Annotated in this window: 15 protein-coding genes and 1 riboswitch; of the genes, 1 reads left to right on the plus strand and 14 read right to left on the minus strand. The window is 40.9% G+C overall.

What is annotated here, in order from left to right:
- Positions 1-3: 3 nt before the first annotated feature.
- The 5 genes from MUN87_RS07635 to MUN87_RS07655 all read right to left on the minus strand — a co-directional run bounded on the left by MUN87_RS07635 (position 4) and on the right by MUN87_RS07655 (position 10,430).
- Positions 4-318, minus strand: coding sequence for a DMT family transporter (locus MUN87_RS07635; protein WP_305037446.1), 315 nt, complete (start codon positions 316-318; stop codon positions 4-6).
- Positions 318-650, minus strand: coding sequence for a DMT family transporter (locus tag MUN87_RS07640; RefSeq protein WP_244747112.1), 333 nt, complete (start codon positions 648-650; stop codon positions 318-320). Before MUN87_RS07640 ends, MUN87_RS07635 begins: the two co-directional genes overlap by 1 nt.
- A gap of 44 nt (positions 651-694) precedes the next feature.
- Positions 695-794: riboswitch (guanidine-I (ykkC/yxkD leader) on the minus strand.
- Between the two features lie 19 nt (positions 795-813).
- Positions 814-6,600, minus strand: coding sequence for a pectate lyase (pelA, locus tag MUN87_RS07645; RefSeq protein ID WP_244747113.1), 5,787 nt, complete (start codon positions 6,598-6,600; stop codon positions 814-816).
- A 53-nt stretch (positions 6,601-6,653) separates the two neighbouring features.
- A complete protein-coding gene (locus MUN87_RS07650; RefSeq protein ID WP_244747114.1) occupies positions 6,654-7,517 on the minus strand; it encodes an AraC family transcriptional regulator in 864 nt (287 codons plus the stop codon).
- 216 nt (positions 7,518-7,733) lie between these two features.
- Positions 7,734-10,430: a choice-of-anchor I family protein gene (locus tag MUN87_RS07655; protein ID WP_244747116.1), complete on the minus strand. Its 2,697-nt coding sequence runs from the start codon at positions 10,428-10,430 to the stop codon at positions 7,734-7,736.
- A 296-nt stretch (positions 10,431-10,726) separates the two neighbouring features.
- On the opposite strand from MUN87_RS07655, the gene MUN87_RS07660 reads away from it, so the two are divergent.
- The gene (locus MUN87_RS07660; protein ID WP_244747117.1) at positions 10,727-12,772 is read left to right on the plus strand and encodes a cellulase family glycosylhydrolase; all 2,046 of its coding nucleotides are present in this window, start codon (positions 10,727-10,729) and stop codon (positions 12,770-12,772) included.
- Positions 12,773-13,369: 597 nt separating this feature from the next.
- Here MUN87_RS07660 and MUN87_RS07665 read toward each other — a convergent pair.
- The 9 genes from MUN87_RS07665 to MUN87_RS07705 all read right to left on the minus strand — a co-directional run bounded on the left by MUN87_RS07665 (position 13,370) and on the right by MUN87_RS07705 (position 25,885).
- A complete protein-coding gene (locus tag MUN87_RS07665) occupies positions 13,370-14,926 on the minus strand; it encodes a Na+/H+ antiporter NhaC family protein (protein WP_244747118.1) in 1,557 nt (518 codons plus the stop codon).
- Between the two features lie 175 nt (positions 14,927-15,101).
- The gene (locus MUN87_RS07670; protein ID WP_244747119.1) at positions 15,102-15,986 is read right to left on the minus strand and encodes a glycoside hydrolase family 43 protein; all 885 of its coding nucleotides are present in this window, start codon (positions 15,984-15,986) and stop codon (positions 15,102-15,104) included.
- Between the two features lie 280 nt (positions 15,987-16,266).
- The gene (locus MUN87_RS07675) at positions 16,267-16,893 is read right to left on the minus strand and encodes a YesL family protein (protein ID WP_244747120.1); all 627 of its coding nucleotides are present in this window, start codon (positions 16,891-16,893) and stop codon (positions 16,267-16,269) included.
- Positions 16,894-16,906: 13 nt separating this feature from the next.
- Entirely contained in the window at positions 16,907-17,797 is an 891-nt protein-coding gene (locus MUN87_RS07680) for a carbohydrate ABC transporter permease (protein WP_244747121.1), read from the minus strand.
- Between the two features lie 15 nt (positions 17,798-17,812).
- Positions 17,813-18,703 carry an ABC transporter permease gene (locus MUN87_RS07685; RefSeq protein ID WP_244747122.1) on the minus strand — a complete coding sequence of 297 codons (891 nt, stop codon included), beginning with the start codon at positions 18,701-18,703 and terminating at the stop codon, positions 17,813-17,815.
- Between the two features lie 204 nt (positions 18,704-18,907).
- On the minus strand, positions 18,908-20,602 hold the full coding sequence (locus MUN87_RS07690) for an extracellular solute-binding protein (protein WP_244747913.1): 1,695 nt from the start codon (positions 20,600-20,602) through the stop codon (positions 18,908-18,910).
- A gap of 221 nt (positions 20,603-20,823) precedes the next feature.
- Complete coding sequence (locus tag MUN87_RS07695; protein WP_244747123.1) at positions 20,824-22,218, minus strand: response regulator transcription factor; 1,395 nt, start codon at positions 22,216-22,218, stop codon at positions 20,824-20,826.
- Positions 22,215-23,936, minus strand: a complete 1,722-nt coding sequence (locus tag MUN87_RS07700; protein WP_244747124.1) for a sensor histidine kinase — start codon at positions 23,934-23,936, stop codon at positions 22,215-22,217. The genes MUN87_RS07695 and MUN87_RS07700 overlap by 4 nt, the downstream gene beginning before the upstream one ends.
- Positions 23,937-24,028: 92 nt before the next feature.
- Entirely contained in the window at positions 24,029-25,885 is a 1,857-nt protein-coding gene (locus tag MUN87_RS07705) for an O-antigen ligase family protein (protein ID WP_244747126.1), read from the minus strand.
- Between the last annotated feature and the right edge of the window lie 119 nt (positions 25,886-26,004).

Here is a 26,004-nt window from a genome sequence, read left to right on the forward strand (position 1 = left end):
AGGTTAACCTACTAATTTCAATCCAATAACCGCTACAATAATGAGTATCAGGAAAAAGATTCGTTTGAAATTGGCAGATTCTTTATACCAAATCATGCCGACCAAAGCCCCTCCAGCGGCACCGATACCAGTCCAAACAGCATAGCCTACACCCATCGGTATCGTTTGTAATGCCAGGTAAAGAAAGAAAAAGCTACTGATGAAGCTGAAAATCATCACGAAAAAGCTTAGCTTTGATTTCGTTTTATGCCACTGATTCATCCCAATTACCGCGATCATCTCCAAAAGCCCTGCTGCTATTAACATAAACCAAGCCATCAGTCACTTACCTCCTTTTCATCTGAAGCTAATTTCAATCCTGCTATACCTGCTAATAGAAGTAATAACAGAAGTCCTTTGGCCCATGACATCGATGCACCAAATAGCAGAACATCTAACACGACAGTTCCTGCAGTTCCCAAGCCGACGAATACAGCATAGGCAGTACCAACCGGAATGTCTTTTCCAGCATTAATCAGAAAATAAAAACTAATCACAATAGCTATGATTGTCGCTGTCCATTCCAATACAGTCCCTGCATGTGTAATACCAATAACCCAGCCTACTTCAAACAGACCTGCTACAATAATCTTAGACCACTCTTTCCACATGTTGTCGCCTCCTTGAATCCATAAAAAACCTGGGAGAAAATTAATTCTCCCAGGCTTTTATCCCTCCGTGACACAGTAATCATACTGTGAGTTTTCTCTCGGACCAGACCAACTGTACGTTGCGGAACCCTAGAAAACATTCACCATATACAGTTATTTATTACTATATCTTATTTTTCTTTCTTTGTCTAGTTATGATCAATATAACCATTCCGAGAGCGAGCAAAATGGTACTCGACAACATCCAGTTAAAGATATTTGTAGCCGTATCAGGCAACATGCCATCCTCTTCATTATTATTGCCTGTATCATTTTTACTTTCATCCAATTCAGCTAGCACACCATAAGTAGAGAAATGCTTTACTGTCGCAGATACCTGACCATTTTTCACTGTTCCACCAATTTCCTCCCAGTTACCATTCGATTCATTCAAGTAATAAACGGCGACTTGCTCCGCTTGATAGGATGCTTCATCATAGCCCATAGATAATTCAAATTCTCCGCTATAATCTTCTGCAACCTTCGGGAACGTAAAGTCAAAGGTAAACACATCACCTGCTGTTTCTAAATCACCAGTTTTCTCTGGGTCAGCCTTTTGGATCACTACCGTTGTTCCTTCTGGTAAGTCATCTGGCAACTTCACTGACGTAGCTGAATCAGCAATAGTTATAGTCATACCAGCCTTTACTTCTGTTTTTTCATTTAAATTGACGGTCATTTCTTTATCGGCTTGGTTGTCATCTCCATCTCCGCTGCCGTTTCCATCTCCACTGTCATCTCCATCTCCGCTGCCGTCTCCATCTCCATTGCCATCTCCATCTCCGTTGCCATCTCCATCTCCGTTGCCATCTCCATCTCCGTTGCCATCTCCATCTCCGTTGCCGTCTCCATCTCCGTTGCCATCTCCATCTCCGTTGCCATCTCCATCTCCGTTGCCATCTCCATCTCCGTTGCCGTCTCCATCTCCGTTGCCGTCTCCATCTCCGTTGCCGTCTCCATCTCCGTTGCCGTCTCCGCTGCCGTCTCCATCTCCGTTGCCATCTCCATCTCCGTTGCCATCTCCATCTCCATTGCCGTCTCCATCTCCGTTGCCATCTCCGTCTCCGCCGTCATCCGGATCGACTGTGGATGGATCCCAGCCTTTCAGAACGTTTTGAACAGTCCACATCTCTGCTTCTTCATCTGTCAGCTGACGACGTGAATCATTGATGACTGCTCCAGGACCTTCATTTTTATATTCATAAAGACGCGCTTCTTCCGGTTGGAGTCCACTCATCGAAGTCCAGCCTTCTTCTTTAATGTGGGCACCTAATTCACTTTCCATAATGACCACACTGCCTCGAGCTTGTGGATTTCCACCTGCTGGCCAAGGTCTGCCTAAATAGACTGTTCCATCAGGTGCATCACTCGTGAACGACGTATCCTTGATCAGCATTCCATATTCATCATCAAGTAACGTACTTGCAGCTGTTACATAACCATTATTAGAATCAGATCCTCTATCCAAGGAATGAATAATGGAATCCTCGATTACCACACTCGCTGCACCAAAGATGAAATCTACGTCTCCTTCGATATAGACATTGGTGTAATATTGTGTACCATCACGCGTATATAACGTGTCCTGATTACCTATAAACCGGACATTTTCAAAATATTGACGTTCCCCGCTGGCATAGACAGCAACTGCCTGGTTGCCTTCTACATTAATGCTTTCATCAAACGAATTTTCCAATGTCATATTTTTGACAATTAAATCGTTCGCTCTTAAGTAAATACTGGCACTTCCACTTGTACCCATTGTTCCACCGACACCATTGTCACGACCTGCATAATTATCGTAAGTAAGGATCGTATTTTCTTCACTTTCCCCTAATAGTGTGATGAATGGTTTATTGTCTGGAATCGTGATAACTTCCTTATATGTGCCATCTTTTATAAAAATGGTCACCGGATTACTGTTGTTAGCAGGTACGGCATCAATCGCTGCCTGTACAGTTTCGTAATCTCCTGATCCGTCTTCTGCCACGATAAGATCACTGTCAATTTCGCCAATTTGTTTCGTTTGACCTTCCACTGTTTTCACTTGATCCTGTGCTAGCGTTTTGCCATCAGCAGTAGCGGATTCTGTGCCGCTTACCTGTACAAAAACTTTATTCTCATAGTTTCCTGTCTGTTGTGCTGTTTCCAGCAATTGCGTACCCCAATGTCCACCCCATGAATAGCCATTGCGACGCTCTGCTTCGATTTCCATAATGTCATGCTTGATGACTCCATCACGGCCAGAGAAAATTGGTTCATTCGTGCCGATCTCATAAAAACGATACCAAGCTGTTGAGTTCTCATCTTCTACAAAATATTCGTTGTTTGGATCCCCACTGATGTATCGTGTATCTTCCAGTTTCACTTCATCCAGCCATGCTAATGCGGCTTCCACTGCCTGATTAATCTCTTCTGTTTGCGGTCTGGACATCAGATAACGAATCACCCCTACCGATTCACTACCTGAAATCGATGGATGCTCATAGGCGCGTGCTCCTCTTGCCTCATACGTAACTGGATCATGCTGTGCACACCATGCAGTCAATTTGCCATCTACCTCAATCTGCGCTTCCAAAATGTAATCGACTGCAGATTCAATCGATTCCTTCGATTTAATTACATACTCGTCACTGATTAAATCAGAATCAAATGGATATTTTTTCTGTGCTACCAGATCAAGCATCTCTAACACATTGACCATTGCTTCGTCATTAAATGTGACATAATCAGAGTAATTTCCTCTACGTGGAAAAACTTGTGCAAATCCACCTGTGTCATATTGCAAGTCAAATAAAAACTCTAGTCCTTTTTCTACACTTTCTTTATAGCGTGGATCCTTAGTTTCCTGATAAACCTGTGCAATGTACTTAATTTCCGAAATGGTTGCATCATTGTCTATCGTACCAAGTTCCTTACCATCTTCTACCCATTCAGACCGGGACTCTTCGCCATCCCACGGACGTGTATAAATATGTGGCCAGTTTTTCGTCCAACCACCATGATCCATTTGCCATGTCAGTAAATTATCCGCTTCTTCAATGGCCGTATCTAAATCGCCTGAAAACCTTGTTTCTTCAAATTCCTGTGGATATTCCCCATATTCGTTCCATTCATCCTGACTGTGCATCAAAATGACCGTTTGACCAAATTGATTGGTTACTTTTGCTGCTTTATCAATGCGGAGATTTTCAAACCCTGGCGCTAACAGTTCCCATTTTCTTGAAGGAACGACCACTTCTAAATCAGAGTAAGTGAAATCTTCGAAATGACCATTTAACGTAACAGCTAACACGTTACTGGATATCGCATGAGCACCAGCAATCTCAACCGTTGCATCTTCATTTTCCGATTGAAGTGATGCAGCAAGTGTTTTCGCTTCTCCCCATGTTAATGCTTGCTCAGATCCAGCTTCAGCCGTATTATCCTGTATATTAGCTATAATTTGTTTTGCTTCTTGTTCGGTAATTTCCTTGTCCGCTTGGATAGAGTCACCTGCTGCCAATTGATCGGCATAGCCTAAAGCTTTGGCAGACTCTAGTACATATGCGTACCATTCATCCGTAGAAACACCCCAAACAGATTCATCACTCGATAAATTTTTGAACTGGTCTTCCTGAACATATCCTAACGCTTGATTCACAAGTGCAAAAAATTCGATTCTTGTTATGGCTTCCTCATCACCCGGAAGCTGATCCACAGCAATACCTAACTTCCTTAGTTTCTTCAACAGAACGCCGCCAACTACTTCTTCTGCCTCTGAATCTTCTATCTCAATCGGTCCTTCGTTACCACCGTCATTCTTATTGTGAACGCGTAAATGGTCAATATTGGCACCACCACTTGCTCCTGCTCCTGTTGCGCGAATGACATTTTCACCGGCATTCAGTTCAGCTTTAGTCGAGGTAGTTACCCACGTGGTCCATCCGCCTGAAGGGGCAAATGCTAATTCTTCTTCGACTACTTCACCATTCACTTTAATTTGTGACGGACGCTGATCAGTTCCACCATGTGCATAACGAAAATCTAAGTTATACTCTCCTGCAACCGGCACATCAACTGTCCATTCTACCCAGCTGCCAGGGGCATTCGGATTAAAGTCGATAAAACCAGTTCCAGTAAAGCCAACATGTTTGTTGTCAATAATAACTTTCTCTGTATCAAGTGTTGCATCTTCCGCTTCGTACGTCTGATCTACTTCCATCAACACTTGCAAATGATCAATATTCGCACCACCACTTGCTCCTGCTCCTGTTGCACGAATAACATTCTTGCCTGCTTCTAACTGAACTTTTGTCGACGTATTGATCCAAGTAGTCCAGCCACCTGAAGGCCCAAACGCTAACTCTTCTTCGACTACTTCTCCATTCACACTAATATCTGCTGGACGCTGATCAGTTCCACCATGTGCATAACGGAAATCTAATCGATATTCTCCAGCAACTGGTACCTCAACCTCCCATTCAATCCAACCACCTGGTGCATTTGGTTTGTAATCAACAAAACCATCACCAGTAAAGCCAACGTGCTGATTATCAACAATCGCATCACTTAGCTCTGCATCTTCTGCTTCATAAATGTCACCAGCACCATTCTCACCTGGTGTTTCCGGGTCAGTTGGCTCTTCCGGGTCTGTCGGTTCCTCTGGATCTGTTGGTTCTTCCGGATCTTTCGGATAAAAACCAGAAATGCTCAAGTCATCGATATAATGACCGTCTGTTCCACTATTCGGTGTAAAACTTTCTACAAAATTAACGACAGAAACCTGCTCATTTAACTCCGCATTCTCTAACTTTAACTCATCATTAATATAGATATTTGCCTTCTGCTCATCTACGTTTATTTCCACTTTTACTTTATACCAAGTATTCTCCTGCAACTCTACTAACGGTTGATAATTATCACCAGTGCGATATGTTATGTTATTATTCTTTGTTTCAATAATAACTGGTGTTCCGTCCCCTTTAATGCGCAATACTTTAGTTGAGCTTGTATAGCTTGGCTGCATAAAGTTTGCCTCCACTGTGACTACACCAGCCAGATCCTCAAAGCTTTTACTTAAAATCACATTGGTCTCTTCACTGGTATCATCCAGAAACACACTTTTGTTCTCAGCAGAAGGAACGTCAGCAACACTTACCGTCCCGCCACCATCTGACACAGTAAGGTCTGCTGGTGCTTCCCCTGTAGTATCACTGTTAAAATCGAATAAGTGAGAAACATCTGCTTCTGGTTTTTCTTCTACTTGTTCTTGTTCAAGATGAGAAATTTTAAGATCATCAATATAGTGACCTAACGCTTTACTTCCCGGAGTAAAGGTTTCGAAATAGTTAATGACAGTTGCATCACTATTAAGCTCAGCACCTTCTAGCACAGCCTCCCCGTCAATAGTTACATCAGCTGTCTTATTTGCTAAATCGACAGCAACCTTAATGTTATACCATTTCCCCGGTTCCACTTCAGCCAGATTGTCATAAGATTTATCGCCATTGCGATAGCCAATCTGGTTATTATTCGTTTCGAGAATAACAGCGGTATTATCCCCTTTAAGGCGCATCACTTTCGTCGAACTTGTATATTCCGGCTGCATAAATTTCATTTCTACTGTCACCTGATTTGTTAAATCTTCAAATGACTTCGAAACAGAAACAAAATCACTTTCACTCGTGTCATTTAAATGAACACTTTTATTTCCTTCCTCCTCTGCTATGGTAACTGTACCGCCAGTCTCCCCTAGCTCAAGTCCTTCTGGTGCCTCACCTGTTGTTTGTTCGTTAAAATTATCTTCATAGATAACAACGTTGTTAAAATTGTCATCAGCTTTAACAATCATTGCCGGCATTGAAGAAAAAACCGTTGTTATTAATAACATACATATAAGCGCTATGTTGCCTATTCGTTTCACGTTCATTTTCTCGTCTCCCTCCTCAAATTTCCGTCACACTTCTTCCTTTTTCCTCCTTTCTAGTTTCCCTGATTACGAAACTGTTTTGGTGTGACCTGTTGATATTTCTTAAAACATCTAATAAAGTTAGATGCTGTAGAAAACCCAATTTGTACAGCAATGTCCGCAATAGACGTATTGGTTTCGACTAACAGTTTTTTTGCTTCGTACATTCTTCTTTGCAGCACGTATTGCTGAATCGTCATGCCAAATTCTTTTTTAAAAAAGTGGCACAAATAATATTTATTAAAATGGAGCCTTGCAGCTAAATCTTCCAGTTGCCAGGTTGTATTCCAAATCAGATTAATTTCTCTTAAAATTTTTTCCTGTGTTTGTATTGGATTGGTAAGATGTTGTTGATTGATCTCATTTGTTTCTGCATGTAATCGACGGCTTAAAAACAATAATAATTCCGTGACATATAAATTCAATGCATGTTGTTGCTGCCATTTCTCTGGTGACATTTCTTCCTGCAGCAATTTCCGAATAATATGAGAAAAACTTTCGTAGCCTTGCGTGTCAATTTGAAGATAAAAATGTGGTGTCGGCTGTTTATCCAGTAACTCTTTAAATTCCTGATAAATTGGCTGTGTGTCTGGAAACAAATCATCTGTAAACATGATCACTACCCGTTCATAGCCCTGGTCATCAGGTAATCGTACTTTATGAAGCTCACTGCCTTTAAAGCAAAGTACATGTCCTTTTTTCAGATGAAAGACTTTCTCTTCGAATATAAACTGTGCTTCCCCTCCTTTGACCCAAACCATTTCAAAACCTTGATGTGAATGAAATTCTTTGATGGTATGATTATCTCTTTTATGTTGAATAGAAAACGCTGGTACATCCACAAATGGCTTAGCGGCTGCTAATTGTTCTACAATCACCCGGTCACCTCCGATTTAATGAAAGAAAACGTTTTCAATTTGAATTATAGCATATATTCCCACTTTTTGAATAACGAATTATTGGTCTAAAAATATTCCTGAATTGCTATTAACAATCTTTTGTTCTATTAGTCCTGGATAAATAGTTCTATTTTCACAAACAGAATCCTACATTCAAAAACAAAAGCCGACACAACATGTGACGGCTTTTGTTTATTATGGTGTACTTTTTCTTTTCAATCTCACTCCAAAAATAACCATCCCTATCAGAAGCAAAATACCTCCGAAAACCATCAACGTGTACATATTTGTAGCTGTGTCTGGTAATTCGTTATCCGTTGTATGATCTGTAGTTGGCGGGATAGTTGGTTCTTCTGCAACCTGCTCGTTTTCATTGTCATCTGGATCGACTGGCTCAGCCGGTTCCTCTGCTAAATCAGAAGCACGAAAGACAGCAAAGACACTAAAATGTTCCGCGACAGTTGTCAGCCATCCATCGTGATAAGTCGATTCCGCTTCCTCTAATGACCAGTTACCTGCTGTCTCATCCCAATAATATACTCCGGAGTCTTTCTTTTTTTCAGCTAATGCAAAGGACAACTGAACAGGATGTACAAACTCAGAAACGACTTGTCCAGATTGCTGGAAACTCAAATCAACTATATTTGTTTGCGCTTGATCTCCATTTTTATAGGCAGTTTCGTCTTTTTTATCGATCGATAATGTTAATGCTTCCTCGGAAGAGAATGAGAGCATATCGAAAGCCAGTTGTATATCAGACTTTTTCACCATTACGGAAATGTTTTTTTCCTTGAGCTGATGGATTTGTTCAGCAGAAAAGGTTATGAAATCTGGCGTTTCTGCTGAATCCGGAACGATCAATTCGAGTGTAGCCTTATCATCTAATGTTTGAATATCGGTTTCTAGTTTCCAGCAGTCACCGTCTTTTTTCAACTCTTCGATTTTATGTGCCATCAATTTATTGACGACAATCAGATAAGTAGAGATGGAGCTGTCTTCTGCTACGACATCTACATTAATCGCATTCACACCGTCCTCTAATGCTACCGGCTCCGATGCATCCATCCCATTGACCAACACATGGGCATCGGCAGAGTTCGTTCTTGCTGCGATTTGCATACTATCTACATCATGCCCTACTTCTACTTGATACTCATAGTGATCCGGTGAAAATGCCGGCGTTAATTCACCATTGTTAATGGTTAACTCTTGTAAGCTTGCATGAGAAGACACACCTAATTCATAAGCAGCAATTGTTCCACTTACTTCATGTGCAGCTAACAAAATAGGTTCATTTGTCGGACTGTCTTCTGCTTTAATAAACGTTAAGCCTTCAGGTGCTACATCACCACTTGCCTCGTCCACTTCAGCATCAAGTCCTTGGAATGTTCGAGAAGAAAAATAACTATCAAAGCTTGGTGATGCTGGATTCGTCATATCGTAGACCATGATGCCCCCTTGACGTTCTAAGCCAACAAAAGCATAAGTAGTACCTGCTACTTCTCCGGTAATCACCGATTCGGGCTCGACACCCTTATCATCACTTCTTGACTCAAAGGAATCTTCATCATTGTTACTATGGAAATATTCCGGCATAAATTGAGCAACTTTTTCTTCAAATTCAGAGCCACTGTCATACACTAATTCTAACGTTTCGGCATCCCAGACAGAGAAGGATCGCGCGCCATATCCATAAATGGCTTCATATTTTCCGTCTTCATTAACAGGATGAGAAGTGGAAGTACCTAATCTTCCAAGCTGTTCTTTATCAAACAAACCTTCTTCTACCATTTGATCTAGCTCTTTCTGTGTATATCCTTGATAAAGATCCGCATTTAATTGATAAGCGTCATCTTCCACAAGATCTTCTACTCGTGCTTCTTCAGAGAATCCATCCCAATCCTGAGCATCCCCTTCGTTAGCAGTAAGAATATATGATTTACCGTTCATTTCAATTAAATCCATTCCATCGGGCTGATACATGGATAATACTGGCCAATTACGCATATTGATTTTGTCCTCTTTATCCGACGCATCCAGTTTGTTATCTCCAGCAGAGAAGTCTTTATAACCTAAACTTTTAACGGTGACAAATTCACCTGTTTCAATGTTTAACTTTGCCATCGCATTGTCTTCTTGCAGTACGACATAGGCATAGTTGCTCGCATCATCAACGACAATGTACTCTGGCTCTAAATCTTGTGCATAGGTACTATCAGGATGAACCTTGCGAACACCCTCTTCTACGATTTCATTTGAGAAAGAAGCGGTCTTTGTTGGTAATACTGCTCCTTGTGTTACACCCTCACTCACATCAATAATAGTGACAGAACCTTCTGGGTTAACTGAATAATCCTCGCTAGGCTCTGCTTCATTCGCTACCAAAAGATGATTGCCGTCAGGTGTTACCGTCACCATATCTGGTAACGCGCCCACTTCCACTGTCGTTAAGACGTCCCCATCCGTAGACATGATCACGACATTTCCGTTATCTACTTTATTTTCTGCAGGGACAGCAATCGCAATAAATCTGCTCTCAGGATCAATTGCCACACTTGTTAAATCTCCGGCATTAACGCCAAAATCGCTAAGCTTAATTTGCTTTTCTAACGGAATTTCTGTATCTCCTTGCGCTAATACCGACAGATCAATAATGTCTAACGTTTTCGCCGAACCATTGACAGAGTAGGCTTTTGCCGTGTGTGGATCATAGGCAACGATTTCCGTACCTCCGTCATCAATCTCCGCACCACTGGAATAACGGCCAAGTAATTCCACCGCTAGTGATTCATCACTTTCTGTATGGTATGTAATATTTGATGCGGCACTAGTTATGACAGGACTGATGATGAGTAATATAGCTGTTAATAATAAGACCGACGTTTTCTTCATCTTTCCACTCCTTTTTACATTTTCAGCTTATATTCTACATTTTCACCTTTAATGTACTATGTGGTTTATGTGAATTTTTTGTAAATTTATAAATATAACAGATAGGATGCATTTATTGATGCATGAAAAAAATTCCAGTTTCACTAGTTCTTTTATCCCGAAATTTCATTTTCATTCAAAAAATGTCTTATTTTCACAGTAAAACACCTCTTTATTTTGATGTGTTTGTTTGATAGTGAGTATGATACATTGTTAAAAGGAAAGCGCTTTCCAATATAATGATGGAGGGAATTTTATTGAAGAATCTATTTTTGAAGACAGCTATTTTAACTGTACTCATCTGGAGTGTCTGCACCATTACCGCGATGGCAGAGACACACGCAGCCGAAAGTATCGATATGGAGAACTATGCGGAGAACATGCAGCCTGGATGGAACTTGGGAAATAGTTATGATGCGGTCGGAAGTGATGAAACTGCCTGGGGAAACCCTTTAGTTTCGCAAGCATTGATTGAAAAAATTGCTGCAGAGGGATTTAAAAGTATCCGAATCCCCATCACTTTTGATCAACGCATGGATACAGATGGCGACTATCAGATCGATCAAGACTTTCTCGATCGCGTCGATCAAACTGTGCAATGGGCATTAGAAGAAGACCTATACGTAATGATTAATGTCCATCACGACTCCTGGATTTGGATGGAGTACGGCATGCAATCCAATCATGACCAGACCGTTGCTCGTTATGAAGCAATCTGGACCCAATTAGCCAACCACTTCAAAGATTATTCTACCCACCTTATGTTCGAAAGCATTAACGAACCAAGATTCACTGGTACCGCCACAGAAAGTCAGCAATATTTAGATGAACTCAATACCACTTTTCACGAAATTGTCCGTTCCTCTGGTGGGAACAATGACGTTCGACCGTTAGTATTACCGACAATCAACACTGGTGCTGAGCAGGAAAAGTTGGATGCTTTGTCCGGTTTCATTCAACAATTAGAGGATCCTAATATAATGGCAACGGTTCATTATTATGGCTTTTGGCCATTTAGTGTCAATATTGCCGGCTACACACGTTTTGAAGAGGATTCCAAAGCTGAAATTCAGGATGTATTTGACCGGGTACACAACAGCTTCACCGCTAACGGTATCCCCGTCATTATTGGCGAATACGGCTTACTTGGATTTGATCAAAACACAGAAGTGATTCAACAAGGGGAAAAATTAAAATTCTTCGAATATATGTTGAACTATGCCCAGCAGAAGGATTTTGTTCATATGCTCTGGGATAACGGACAGCACTTAGGACGTGAATCGCTTGCATGGTCGGACCCTGCTCTTTTTGATATGATCCAGACAAGCTGGACGACTCGCTCTGCTGTACCTGATGACAATTTTATTTATCTTAATCCAGAGGAAACGGTGACAGATCGAACCATTACTTTTAATTTACATGGCAAACAGTTTGAAGGCATATATCTGAATGACCAGCTGTTGCAGGAAGGCTCAGACTATCAAATCAACAACAACAGCATTACGTTTACGAGCGAATTCCTAAGCACATACGTTTCGGCCGACTCACTTGGCAATGCTGCTACCATTTCCGTTACCTTTAATGAAGGACACAATTGGGATATTGAGGTTCGTAATTATCAAAAGCCAGAATTACAGTCCGCTGAAGGGACAACAGCTTCTTTGAAGATTCCGACAAGCTTTAACGGTGACAAATTAGCAACGATGGAAGCTTACTACGAAGATGGCTCTATTGCTGGTCCGCAAAATTGGACTGCCTATAAAGAATTTGAATATACTTTTTCTCCTGATTATGACGCAGGAACGATTACACTGAAAAATAACTTCTTTAATGAATTGAACGACGGTATAACCAATTTGACTTTCCACTTCTGGAGTGGAGAAACTGTCGAATATACGATCGAAAAAAATGGTGAGCAAGTACAGTCTGTACAAGAAACGGTTACAGATAATACAGGTGCAGGCACTGATGATACGGAGAAAGAAACAGAAACGCCTTCAGATAATTCTGCTACAGAAGAAACGACGGAGGAGAATGAGACAACCGAAGAAGAGCAGAACGATCAGCAAAAGCAGACTACCACTTCCGAAATGAATAATGAAACAACTCAAACAACGACTGATCTAACTGACACAGATGAAGACACGAATGATCAAGTGACCACTGATGCAACCAACTTAGAGCAAAATCGATTACCCGATACAGCTACTAATCAGTACAACTTGATGTCACTTGGATTATCTCTGCTTCTTCTTGGTATCATTACTTTGGCAGTGCAGATGCGAAAAAAATATAATCATTAATTGAAATGATGAGAGGTGAAGGATTCTTTCCGAATGTGTGGAGGAGCGTTTTATATGAAGAAAAGTAACCTTTATGCGTTCGTGGCAAAACTTGATAGTTGTTCGAATGAAGATGAGTGGACTTCAGAGGTTTGATGGAGAGATGATGCGGATTCCGCTTGAAGATAGCCTAACTTCAGGCGGTTGACGCTCATTCAATGCACCTTACGCTTGAACTTGCTCGATCTTTAAGGGTTTGACTCTATTTCGATGCGGCTTACACTTGAACTTGCCCAAACTTCAGGCGGTTCACACTCTTTCGAAGCACCTTACGCTTGAAGATAACCGATACACATTAGATATAGAGCAACAAAGTAAAATAAGCGTACATTATCTATCCATCATCGACAAATCAATGCGAAGACAGAAAAGACTGTTTTTGATTCATCCACCGTAACCTAAAGAAAAAACGGGCATAAACCACCCGGACCTAATTCAAAATGACCATTCAGCAACTGTACTTATGTGCTTTCTTTACTGACAAAGAAAAAGCCGAACCTAACATTATTCGTGTCAGGTTCGGCTTTTATTAAGATTATAACTGCTTATATCGCTTGACTATGCCATTTCACTTTTTCTTATTCTGAACAAAAAGAATATGGCTACCAATACAGTTACCACTAAGGTACTCAGCAGTGAGATCCACGTCAGACCGCTTAAACCATAAATTAGATAACCGATTGCGGCTGCACATGCACTGATAAATGCGTATGGTAACTGTGTGAGCACGTGGTCCATATGGTTGGCGCCCGCTCCTGTGGACGATAAAATCGACGTATCTGAAATTGGAGAACAGTGATCCCCAAAAACAGAACCTGCCAACACCGCTGCCATTGCTGGTAAAACAAGATCGACATCATAGACAATCGCAATTTGTGCCGCAATGGGAAGCATAATACCGAACGTTCCCCATGAAGTACCGGTTGCTAGTGCCATAAATCCAGCGATGATAAATAATAATAAGGCAAGGAAATCGACGTTAAAGGAAATTTGGTCAACAAGTGATGCCAAGTAACCGCCCGTATCAATGATTTCGATAATTGAGCCAATCATCCAGGCTAACACGAGAATATAAATAGCTGGCATCATGGACATCGAACCATCTTTGATAATTTTCATCGCCGATAATTTTTTTCCTTTTAGCGTGAAAAACAGCGCGAAAGCTACCACCACTGCCACTACCCCCCCAGTAAACAGTGATAGGTTGACGTTGGTATTTTCAAACATAGTCAATAAAGTCGCACTGCCTTCCGTTGCTTGATAGCCAGTGAAGAGCATCATAGCGATAGTACTAACAACCAACACAATAATCGGAACTAGCAAATGGACGATTGTTCCATTTTTGTTGATTACTGCATTCTCTTCTACATCTGCTGCCATCGTTGTCTTCAACGGGTCCGTAACATGTCCTGTATCGATCGCGCGCTGTTCATGAACACGCATTGACCCAATGTTGATGTTAAACAGTGCCACTAATAAAACCAACAACAATGCTGCGAATGCGTACATATTTAGAGGGATCATCTTGACAAATGCCTCTAATGGCTGGAACTTCGTTACCTCTGCCGCTGCAAAAATAGAACCGAGCGTACCAATAATATAAGCACCCCAACTCGAAATTGGTGTCACAACCGTGATCGGTGCGGAAGTTGAATCAATAAAATAAGCAAGCTTTGCTCTCGATATTTTATAACGATCTGTTAAAGGACGCGAAACTTGTCCAACCGCCAAGCTGTTAAAATAATCATCGATAAAAATGATAACACCTAATATCGGTGGAACAAGCTGAGCGCCTCTTCTCGTTTTCACTTTATGAATTGCCCAATCACCGAATGCCTTACTTCCACCAGATGCTGTCATAATCACCGTCATGATCCCTAATAAAAGTAAGAATAATAATAAGTAAATACTGCCTGAATTTAAACCATCACTCGTATAGAAAATATCACGAAACACAAGCCAAATCTGTTGCAGACTGTTCCAAATATTAAATTCATGTATAAGAAGCGCTCCGACAACAATCCCAGTTCCCAAGGATATTAATATACTTCTGGTGAATAATACTAATGCCAACATCAATATTGCCGGAATCAGCGAAAATATCGTTCCTTCCATATCATAACCTCCACAATATCTATCCTATCCAAAAACGCAGAAAAAAACAGCAACAGAACAAAAGTCTATTACTGTTCCCTCAAAACATACCATCTATTTTACCAATATTCGAATCGTGTGTCATTATTTTTTTGTGGAAAATTGCGATAATTCGTTGAACTTTGTAGAATTATTTTTAGCACTTCTGCAGCACACCATTCTTTTCTTCCATTTTTATAAATATCGGTCTTTCTTCAGGTGTCTGATTGGGAGCGTGTAAGGTCAATTGCAATGTGCCTTCTAAATCATGAAATAACATCCCATGACCTCCATCACTTGTAAATAATGGGTCTGCATCATGTTTCCATGGCCCTGTGATAAGGCCGGAAACAGAACGGGAAACGCCTTGCGCATACACATTTTTGACAAAGCTTGCCCATAACATTAACAATTCTCCGTTGGATGCCTTGTAAATATACGGTCCATCTGTTACATAATTGACGTGAGCATTCACTTCTTCTTTTGTAAACGAGGTCGGCCACTTTGCCTCCGATGCGCTAAAAAGAGTAATGGGCTCTCCTTCAGCTTCTGTTAAATCATCCTTCAATCGAACCGCACAAATCGCTCCATCACCAATTTGAATCCATTCCTGACAGAATATCATCCATGGTGTTCCTTGATCATCTATATGTAAAGTGCCATCAAGTGAAAACCAATCGTGAGGCGTTACAATGTTTTGACTATGAGGTGTAAACGGACCTGTAAGCGAATCAGACTTCAAAATCGCTGTTCCTCGTTTTCCCGTTGCTTTTACTAAAAAAGTCGCAAATAAATAATAGTATCCTTTATATTCATGGACTTCTGGTGCCCAGAAATTATCTTCCGAATAAAAGTCAGAATCAGGACGGAATGCAGCAATTGGACCTTGCCAATTCTCTAAATCAGAACTTGTATAAACGTCAAATCCAGTCCCCTTTCCCCAAACATCTTTATCCGTGCTGCCATATAAATAATATCTCCCCTTCTTACGATCCACATAAATAAAAGGGTCTCTCATTTGAATGTCTTTGCTTTTCACCATTTCATTATCTCCTCTCCTACACTTATCCTTTACTACAGATTACTCGAAAACAGCAGTAAAAGTAAGTGCTTTCATTAAATTTCTTAGGTTTCTCATAATTTTATCTTTATTGCACAACCTAAACAGGAGAGGAGTAACACAAAGGAGTGGACTTCCATGCCGAAGAAGAAATACGACTTAAAGCACGTTAAAGAAAATACAAAACGAAATTTCCAGCCAACAACATCTAAATAAATAAAAAGAGAAGGTGATTTCCATCACCTTCTCTTCCCTTTATAATCTATGCTTCCTTTTTTTCTAAAGAATTTGCCGTTAGCGATGTCACTTGGTCAAAAATCCGAAGACTAAAATACATAATAATATAGGCACATCCACTGACACCAACAACCGGAATAAATCCTGGAATGGTCCTCATCACAAGAAAGAACAGGAAGGAAGCTGCTGCCACGAATATCGTGTTTTTTGGAGAAATAAACAAAAACAGAAAAGTATGCTTAATAGTCCCCCACATCGATGCTTCGAAATGCAGATGAACCGGAATAATCAGAAGAGACATACTGATAAACAATATAAACACCGTCAAAATCGGATAATAACTGAGATGAACCGGCGATGATTCCAGCAGATTTGCTAATGACAAATTCACATACAAGAGCATGCCAATCAACGTGAACAGCCATCCGATAGCATTACTTCTCAGGAATTCTTCTTTAAAAACAGTCCAAAATGTTCTGGCTGTGTGGCTGTGATGGTCGCCTAATTGCCATTTTCTCACGATAAAAAACAAAGCTGTCAATGCTGGAAAAATACCGAAGATTACGCAGCCAATCAGACTGAATACGATCATCAATCCATTTAAGTAAGCCATTCTCAGTATAAAGACACTAGCGTAATAAAGTCGTTCCACCGATATCTCCTCCCTACTCTTTTACCGAACCTAATGTAATGCCGTGAATAAAGTAACGCTGGAGAAATGGATAAACGAGCAGAACAGGAATCATCGCGATAAATATTTTGGCTGCATCCAACGTTCGATTGGATAATTCACTTAAACGTTTATATTGATCCTCTGTCATCGTTGATGGGTCAACAGAGACGACTAACTGCTGGATATACGTCTGCAACGGATAAAATTCCTCTCTAGTCATGAAAATCAAACCGTAGAGAAATTCGTTCCAATGATAAACAATGCTGAATAGCGAAATGGTTGCAAGAACGGGTACAGATAATGGAATAAAAACCTTCGTTAAAATATACCAAGGGCCAGCACCGTCGACCAAGGCCGCTTCTTCTAATGACGAAGGCAGGTTCCGAAAGAAGTTAATCGTTAAAATTATATTAAAGACAATTGTTTGTGCCCCGCCGACCAGCACGAGCGCCCAAATACTGTTCATCAGACCGTATGCCTTGATGGTCAAATATAACGGAATTAAACCGCCATTGAATAGCATCGTAAAGATCAAAGTCCACATCAGGACATTGCGACCTTTAAAATCTTTAACTGTTTTCGATAACGGGTACGCCATTAATGGCACAATAATAAAATTTAATCCGGCACCTAACACAACCCGCTGAACCGAAATCCAAAACGATTTAAAAAACTGACTATCCTGTAACAGCTGTTGATAGGAATTGAAATTAAAATCAACCGGCCATAATCCGACAGCCCCTGCTGCTGCCGCTGATTTCGAACTTAATGATAATGCCAAGGTATACCACAATGGCAATATACACGTGATGGCGATCACCACTAGTATAATAATTAGAATGATATCAACCATTTTTGAAGAAAACGTCTTACTCTTAAACATATCCATCCTCCTTCCTTAGAAAATCCGGTAATTCGTAAATCGATAAGCGAGATAGTAGGATAAACTGATCAACATAAAGCCTGCTACTGATTTTAATAGTCCTACTGCAGTCGCTAATTCATATTGCAAATTCAATAAGCCAGCACGATACACCCAAGTGTCGATAATATCCCCACTTGAATACACTAGCGGATTATATAAGTTAAAAATTTGATCAAACCCTGCATTCAGCACGTTTCCTAGACTCAATACCGCTAACAAGACAGCAGTTGTCCGGATGCCAGGCAATGTGACATGCCATAACAGCCGCAGCCGGGACGCGCCATCAATACTCGCCGCTTCATATAATGCAGGATTTATGCCGGTTAATGCCGCTAAGTAAATGATGGTATTGAAACCAAATTCCTTCCAGACATCACTGCCGACAACAAGGAACGGAAATAAATCAGCCCTGCCAAAAAACAAAACCGGATCGATACCAAACATAGCTAATAACTGATTAATCGGTCCACCGTAGGCAAAAATATCGAGCAGCACGCCACCTAGAATAACCCATGACAGAAAGTGTGGTAAGTATACGATCGTCTGAATCGACCGTTTTAGCCCCATGTACCTTACTTCATTCAGCATTAACGCAAATACGAGTGGTACAATGAGGTTACCGACAATTTTCATAATGGCTATATAAATCGTATTGAAAAAAACATTCATCGTATCATTGAGCTCAAACATATAGCGAAATGTTTCCAGACCGACGAATTCTGATCCAAATACACCTAGACCCGGATTATAATTCTGAAACGCGATCACGATCCCGAACATCGGCACAATACTAAATAAAATTAACCATATAAAGCCGGGTAAGAGCATCAAATAATAATGTTTAGCAAATCCTTTCGTTCTCATGTCCAGGTACTCCTTTCATAAAAAGGCGCCGTATATCCGACGCCTTTGCTCCCATTTATCACGGTGCTAACCGTCTGTATGACTCCCACTTCAAGCTTCGATTATCACAAAGAGGCTAAGTGGGAGTAAACAGACGCTAATACCCTGATAAGTTTCGCTAATGATCAGCAGTGGTCAACCCACCCCACTGATCAAAGTCTCACTTTATTTAGCTACTACGTCTGCTACTTCTTCTGTAATTTGCTCGCCACCTTGATTGTTCCAGTCTTCTACAAACTGATCAAAGGCATCTAAGGATTCGGTACCCATTATTATTTTCAGGAAGGTTTCATCTTCTATTTTTTTCAAGTTGACCCAGCGATCCTCCATCGTTTTCGTTTGAGAATAGATCACGCTCTTGACGCCATTAATCTCTGTATCCACTAACGGTGCAGTTCCTACTAAGGCAGAATACGCTCTCGTCCATTGCCCTAAATTCGCTTGTGGATCCCAATACTCGATATCCATGTTGTCGTATGGCTCCAGTTTGATCTCATGAATATGATCGACATCTGACTTTAACAGTTTATAGGCTGGCATATCATAGAAATCTTCTGGTTCCTTCGTTCCTGCCAATACTTCACGTAACGCAACCGTTGTTACTTCCATCTCATCTGCCGGTGCATATACGAGACGCAACGGATAGAATCCAGGACCACCGATGCTTGGATCAAATTCAGACTCATTTGCTAATAAATTATTTAAAATCTTCATCGCAGCTTCAGGATGTTCGTAATCTTTTCGCACGACTACAAATTGCGTCGTCGTTGTGCTTAGATGCGGGGTATATTCTCCATTCGCATCCAGTGGCAGTGCATAAGATTGCCAGTTCGCATCAGGATTGTTTGTCACGGCATCTGTCAGTGGACCATATGGCATCCAGAAAGGACCAAAGAACATTCCTGTATTTCCACTAATCACCGATTCACCGGAATCTTCTCTTACACCAATTTCCGGATCGATCAGCCCTTCACTGTACATATCTCGCAAAAACGACAACGCTTCTTTTGTTTCAGGTAATGTTGATCCATAGACAAGCTCACCATCTTCCCCTTCAAGCCAGTACCCTGGATAAGCATGCAAGGCAGAAAAGATCCCATCAAACCCATATAAATTATTGGTTGATTCTAAAAAGTTTGCATACAATTTGTTGGAAGTATCTGGTCCGGCTAAACCAATCGTATCGTCTTGCCCATTGCCATCCGGATCTTCTTCTACAAATGCCTTTGCGACCTTTTTCAAATCATCAAGCGTTTTTGGTGGCTCAAGGCCAAGTTCATCTAACCAGTCTTGTCTGATCCAAAGGTTATGAACACCGTCTGCACTAGCCTGGGAATTAGGAATTGCCATGATCTTGCCATCAAATGTGACATTTTCTAGTGCTACCCCGCCAGAACTGTCGATAATCTCTTTAATAGCTGGTGATGCATAATTCTCGTACACATCGGTTAAATCGGCAATTTGATCAGCCTCGACTAATTGCCTTAATTCAACAGGACCCACTACCATCGCATCCGGCAAATCGTTGCTGGCAATCGCTAAACTTACCTTCTGATCGTAGTTGGAAGGAGAGGCGGTAAAAGCATGCTCGACTTCAATATTCAGATTTTCTTTCACATGTCGTGTGTATTGATTATCGAGCGGTGTGTCACCGTCCTGTAAGCTCGTGTCACTCGGATCTACTTCCTGACCAATAGCAATTGTGATCGTCTCTTCATATACCCCAAATGGATCCGCTGGCTCAGAAGGTGTGTCAGATGATGGATCCTTATCCTCCGTTTCATCCTTACTGGCATCCTCATTCGAACAAGCAGTGAACAGCAAAATAAATAATAATAAAAAAAAGATCTTCTTTAACATCATTTCCCCTCTTTTCTATTTATTTTTGATCATAGCCTCATCATATCACGAATGAAAACGCATTCAATAAGAGGGATGTTTTCAATAAAAGGGGGGAAATGTTTTGTTTCATTCACTTCACATACTTCAGAAACAACATTTCCCACACTAGAAGGAAACATCCTTCTCCCTTTTATCACGGATGATAACTTTCTGATAAGTTTCACTAGCAATCAGCGGGGTCAATCCCCCCCCACTGATTGAAGTCTCACTTTATGCCATTTTCGATATTCGCTTGGCAATTGCCCCGTCGATTTGCGAAACATTTTACTAAAATATTTGATGTCCGAATAGCCGACTTTTTCTGAAATGACACCGACTTTCTCCTTTGTGTAGATCAAATAATCCTTTGCTTTATTAATCCTGGCAATCCTGACATATTCATGAAACGTCTCTCCGACAATATCCTTAAAGCAGGTGGAAAAATAACTCCTGCTCATGTTCACCTGTAACGCAACGTCTTGAGCAGTTAATGGTGAAGCCAGCTCTTTCTCAATTATGGAAACTGCCTTTAAAATACATTGATTGGTCTCAACAGAATAAGTCGGACTAAATACGGTCGTATACATTTGACGCTGGACCTGGTACATCCACGCCTCGATATCACACCAAGCATTAACAGGATGAGGAGCTGTGATGTCCGTCGGAAATATATCTCGGTAAAGCCGCTTGCTTTCACTAACGAACCATTGGAAGAGCTCCTGCAATTGTGCGCTTGGCAGGGCAGCTTGATATAACGCTCCAAGCAACTCGTGGACGGCTTCTTGATCCGTCAGCCATTCCCATGACAGTAATTGTGCTTTCCATTGATCCATTTCCTGATCTGTTATTGCTTCGAATACTGGCAGTTGCTGATAAGCTTTTGACGTTAGCCGTTTTGTCTCTGATACTTCATAGAAGAGCAGCTGCTGCAAATTCGTAGCTCTTAGATCCAATCTGTGTGATGATTTTTCGGGATAGATAAGTACGACAGGTGGCAAATTTCCCTTCCATGCAGATAAATGATGATGCATGTCTGCTGATGACATGGCCTGCTGGTCAATGACAAGTGCAACGTCTTCCAAGGCATACATTTGATCCTGAGGGATTTGAGCTTCCAACACCTCATATACAAGCTGTGGCTGGTATGAGAGAATCAAATAACCGTTGCGGAAAGATGGTGAAGATGGCTGTTTAACACCGTGTCTAGTCTGCGTTTCCTGTACAATTCTATCCTGAATCCGAACAAGAATATTGTCCATATCTGTCCCATCGAGCTCAATTTTTGCTATATAATCAATCGCACCCAATCGCATCGCTTCTTGAATATATTCAAAATCCTGATGTAAGGAAAGCACCACGACAAATATGTCCGGATACTGTTGCCGCAGAACGCGAATTAGTTCGATCCCGGACATTACCGGCATCGCCAAATCCGTGATCACTAAATCGACCGCATGCTGTTCGATAAAGTCCAGGGCCACTTTACCGTTCTTGGCATCCCCAACCACTTCCATATCAAAATCATGCCACCTGAAAGCAGAAATAAAGCTTTTTCGCACTAACTTGTCATCCTCGACGATCAATACGTTAATCACGCCTTCTCCCCCTTTATATATGGTATTCGTAATGTTACAACCGTCCCTTTTCCGACAAGACTGGCTATCTCCATCCTGGCATCAGCACCGTACGTCCTTTCCAGCACTCGCTTGACATAGTTTAATCCAATGCCCATCCCTTGATTGGTCTGCTTAATGGTCTGCTTATGCAACAGCTCTTCCACTTGTTGTGGTGTCATTCCTTTGCCATCATCGGCAATGTCTATGACGAGCTGTAACCTCTCCAGTTTTACTGTAATCGAAATCGTGCCTTCATCTACTAACCCATGATACAAAGCATTTTCAACAATTGGTTGCAAAATGAAGCGGGGTAAAGGTGCTTGTAATACTTCTTCTTTTACAAAGAGCGACGTCTCAAATTCAAAATCATATCTTATTTGCTGTAACACTAAGTATTGCTGCATGGACTCCAATTCGTCTTGTAAGGTGGAGAGTATCCCCAGTTTCCCCATATTGTAATGGAGCAGTTTATTTAATGACGTTAACAGACTGGTAAGCTCCTGTTTATCACCAGAAATCGCCAGCCATTTTGCCGTATCCAATGTGTTCATTAAAAAATGTGGATTGATCTGATGTTTTAACTTTTCCACTTCCAAATCAGCACGCATTCTTTCTTTTTTCTCAATCTCATGGATTAATGCGACAATCTGGCCTCTCATATCTCGAAAATGATCAATTAAATCTACGAATTCTGGTATTTTCGTATTTACAACCTCTGAATGAAAATTATTATCTCCCATTAATTTAATCTCGTGACGGAATTCATTCATTGGTTTGTATAATGTCTTCCATAATAACCAGGACACCAAGAGGCTGATAAGTACAAATAAAATCGCAATATACAGCATAAGAATAGCCCATTGATTCATTTCCTGGTTGTATTCGGCAATTGGAATTAAAGCGACAATACTCCATCCTTTTTTCGTAGATTCCTCGAACCAGTAGAATCCATTCTGTTTTCCAAAGCCTTGTTTGTTACTGGGAAACGTACTGTTTCGCGGAAATGTGGCATTCTCACTGTATATAATGTTATGATTCTCATCCAGCATCATGTAATTGGCATTATTCATCACACTGCCAACTTCCAATAAATCATTGGTAAAATCCAGATTGGACTCCAAATAAATATATATCTGGTCCGAAAAACGGACATCTAATTGTCGTGAAGTGGATAGCACATAATTATCTTTGTATTTTTCCATACTGATATGCGGCCCATAGGTATGCATGTTATATCCCTCAGCCAGCAATGGATCATGACTGAGCGAGAATTCCTGCTTGACCCCATAATTATAAAAAAGGTAATGATCCTGCTGTTTGTTATACAGTAAAGACAGACCAATCCCGGGGTTACTGAAAGTAATAACATTAATCTCGTTTTTGATATCTTCATACATTTTGACTCTATCGAAGGACGGCGGATATTGTAAGTAGTTTTCCAGTTTATAGCCGATATTTTCTGAAAAAGCAATTTGCTGGGCTACATAATTCAGGTCATCAACCGTGTCCTCAATAGAAAGTCGTATTTGTCTCAGATTGCTGCTGAACGTATCATGTAATTTATTAGTCAAAATATTCGACATTGCCTGATAGGAAATAATGATGGTACACATGAGTAGCAAAAAAGTACTTATCGCAAAGACGAGCGAAATCCGATTTTTTAAGCTGATATTATCAAATGAGAAAGGACTTTTCATGGTGTATCACCTCCTTTTTATAAAACGCTTACATTAAAACGCAAAAATCATGGAGTCTGCCTCCATGTTTCATGATACCACCAATAACTAACTTACTGCAGGTTTTCTATTTCCTCTTTGACAGCATCCGTAATGAAAAAATCACGATTGTTATGCGCTTCTCCTTGATCATGATTTTTCAAATATTGTACTGCCTGTTGCATTTTTTCGTATGTTTGGATCGCCTCTTGTGCATAAAATGATTGATTCGTATCTGATGCCAATTCGGCTGATAAAAAAATAATGGCATAATAAATCGATGTATCATAACGATCTAGTGTTAGCGCTTTTTGGTAATAAGAGAGCGCTAGTTCACGTTGCTGATCTGTTTCTAGAATTTTCCCTGCCTGGTACCAGACTTGTGCATTCATTGGCTCGGTTCTCACCAATCCTGCCGCCTGTTTCGACGATGTACGTAACTCGAGCCAGTAGTTTTTTTGATACGGATTAAGGGCAATCGCTCGTGATGGTGTATCTGGATTGATTTTTTCTGCTACCCAAAAGCGGGCACTATATACTGTTGTAAAGGTTAGCAATAGTATATAAATGATCAAGGTTAGTCGATGAACAGTCAATGTATGCTTTACTTTAAGATCATAAAGTACCATCGCAACGAGCCAGCAGACCATCACCCCAATAAAGCCATATGCCGCGTTAAAGTCTAGTAAACTATGCAAAAAAATCACTAACAGACTGAGAATCACCGCAATATGAAGTGGGTCCTGATGCCGTTTTTGCCAGATCTGTATGAATAAAAATATAAAAATGATGCTGACAAGAATGAAACCTGTATATCCTATATCTATTATCGTTTCTAAGTATTCATTATGTATTTTTTTCGCTTGATATGGGACTTGCTGATAATAGCGGTAGATCGATTCCCACGCATTACCGCCACGCCCGATCAGAGGTGCATCCATACTGGCAGTGAGCGCATCCTCATACATCAACAGACGCTCCTGTGCAGTGGAACTGCTGCTGATACTCGTCACCTTTTGCTGAAGGTTAACCGGAAGATGCTCGTACACGACGCCCTCTTTCGACAAGTCGGCTAGCAGCAGAACGAGAAGCAGCATACTGAGTCCTGGTAAAAGCAAACGATGGTACTGTTTTCGAATTGTTTTTGTCCGTGTTAACACCAGACCACTGACAATGGAAAAGATCAGTACCGGTATGACATCGAAGGTTGGGAATATCAGATAGCCTGTGCCGATAGTCAGTACGGATGCCAGCACATAATGTACTTGTTGCCGATACGGAAGCAAGCAGATTCCAATCAGCCAAATCAGAGGAAACACAAGCAGCATCCCTCGTGAGTACGATGCTAGAAAACTAGCAAAAAAAAGTGGTAAAGGAACCGCGTATAATAATGCCAGCCACCAAGGATGTTGCTTCAACAGCATGATCAGACCGAACAAATAAAAGGCAGCCATCACCATGCCAAATGTATTTGGATATTGAAATACACCCGCAAATCGTCCCTGATAGGTAACGAATTGACCTTGCAGCAGTCCCCAATGATTGACTAGCATATGCAGCATTATTAAGATCCCGGTTAGATAGAAGATGACAGGCATGAATGTTTTCAGCGCTTGCCTTTTGTTCATGCACCAGATTAATAATAGAAAAAAACTGATATACATCGTCCAGCGAAACAGCATGTCAAAGGCACCTTGCGGATGGACTGCCTGAATCAGTGACACGAGATAACAAAGCGGAATCACTAAGAGAAACGCGAATGATCGCCAAACCGCGAGTTGATTTGTGCGAATCAGGTGAAAGATCAATCCGAGCATCATGCAATAGATCATGACATGTATCGGGTAAAAATCCGTATCAAAATACAAGCCATTTTGAAAAGGCGTCGTCACCATTATGATTGATAAAAAAGCCCAAAGAATCCAAACCATAGCAACCTCCAACATCTTACACTTTCTTACATTGTAATACAAAAACAAGTGGACAGGAAGAAGCTTTCTTATGGCTAGCATAGATTTTTCTTATTCTATTTTATGCATTCTTACCTCAT

It is taken from the genome of Gracilibacillus salinarum, from assembly GCF_022919575.1.
In the GTDB taxonomy this organism is placed as follows: Bacteria; Bacillota; Bacilli; order Bacillales; family Amphibacillaceae; genus Gracilibacillus; species Gracilibacillus salinarum.

Coding starts and splice junctions, on each gene's coding strand:
- MUN87_RS07680 (WP_244747121.1), bottom strand. CDS start 17,797: ATGTTTAAGAGTAAGACGTTTTCTTCAAAAATGGTTGATATCATTCTA.
- pelA (WP_244747113.1), bottom strand. CDS start 6,600: ATGAACGTGAAACGAATAGGCAACATAGCGCTTATATGTATGTTATTA.
- MUN87_RS07670 (WP_244747119.1), bottom strand. CDS start 15,986: ATGGTGAAAAGCAAAGACATTCAAATGAGAGACCCTTTTATTTATGTG.
- MUN87_RS07655 (WP_244747116.1), bottom strand. CDS start 10,430: ATGAAGAAAACGTCGGTCTTATTATTAACAGCTATATTACTCATCATC.
- MUN87_RS07705 (WP_244747126.1), bottom strand. CDS start 25,885: ATGGTTTGGATTCTTTGGGCTTTTTTATCAATCATAATGGTGACGACG.
- MUN87_RS07685 (WP_244747122.1), bottom strand. CDS start 18,703: ATGAGAACGAAAGGATTTGCTAAACATTATTATTTGATGCTCTTACCC.
- MUN87_RS07690 (WP_244747913.1), bottom strand. CDS start 20,602: ATGTTAAAGAAGATCTTTTTTTTATTATTATTTATTTTGCTGTTCACT.
- MUN87_RS07640 (WP_244747112.1), bottom strand. CDS start 650: ATGTGGAAAGAGTGGTCTAAGATTATTGTAGCAGGTCTGTTTGAAGTA.
- MUN87_RS07635 (WP_305037446.1), bottom strand. CDS start 318: ATGGCTTGGTTTATGTTAATAGCAGCAGGGCTTTTGGAGATGATCGCG.
- MUN87_RS07665 (WP_244747118.1), bottom strand. CDS start 14,926: ATGGAAGGAACGATATTTTCGCTGATTCCGGCAATATTGATGTTGGCA.
- MUN87_RS07700 (WP_244747124.1), bottom strand. CDS start 23,936: ATGAAAAGTCCTTTCTCATTTGATAATATCAGCTTAAAAAATCGGATT.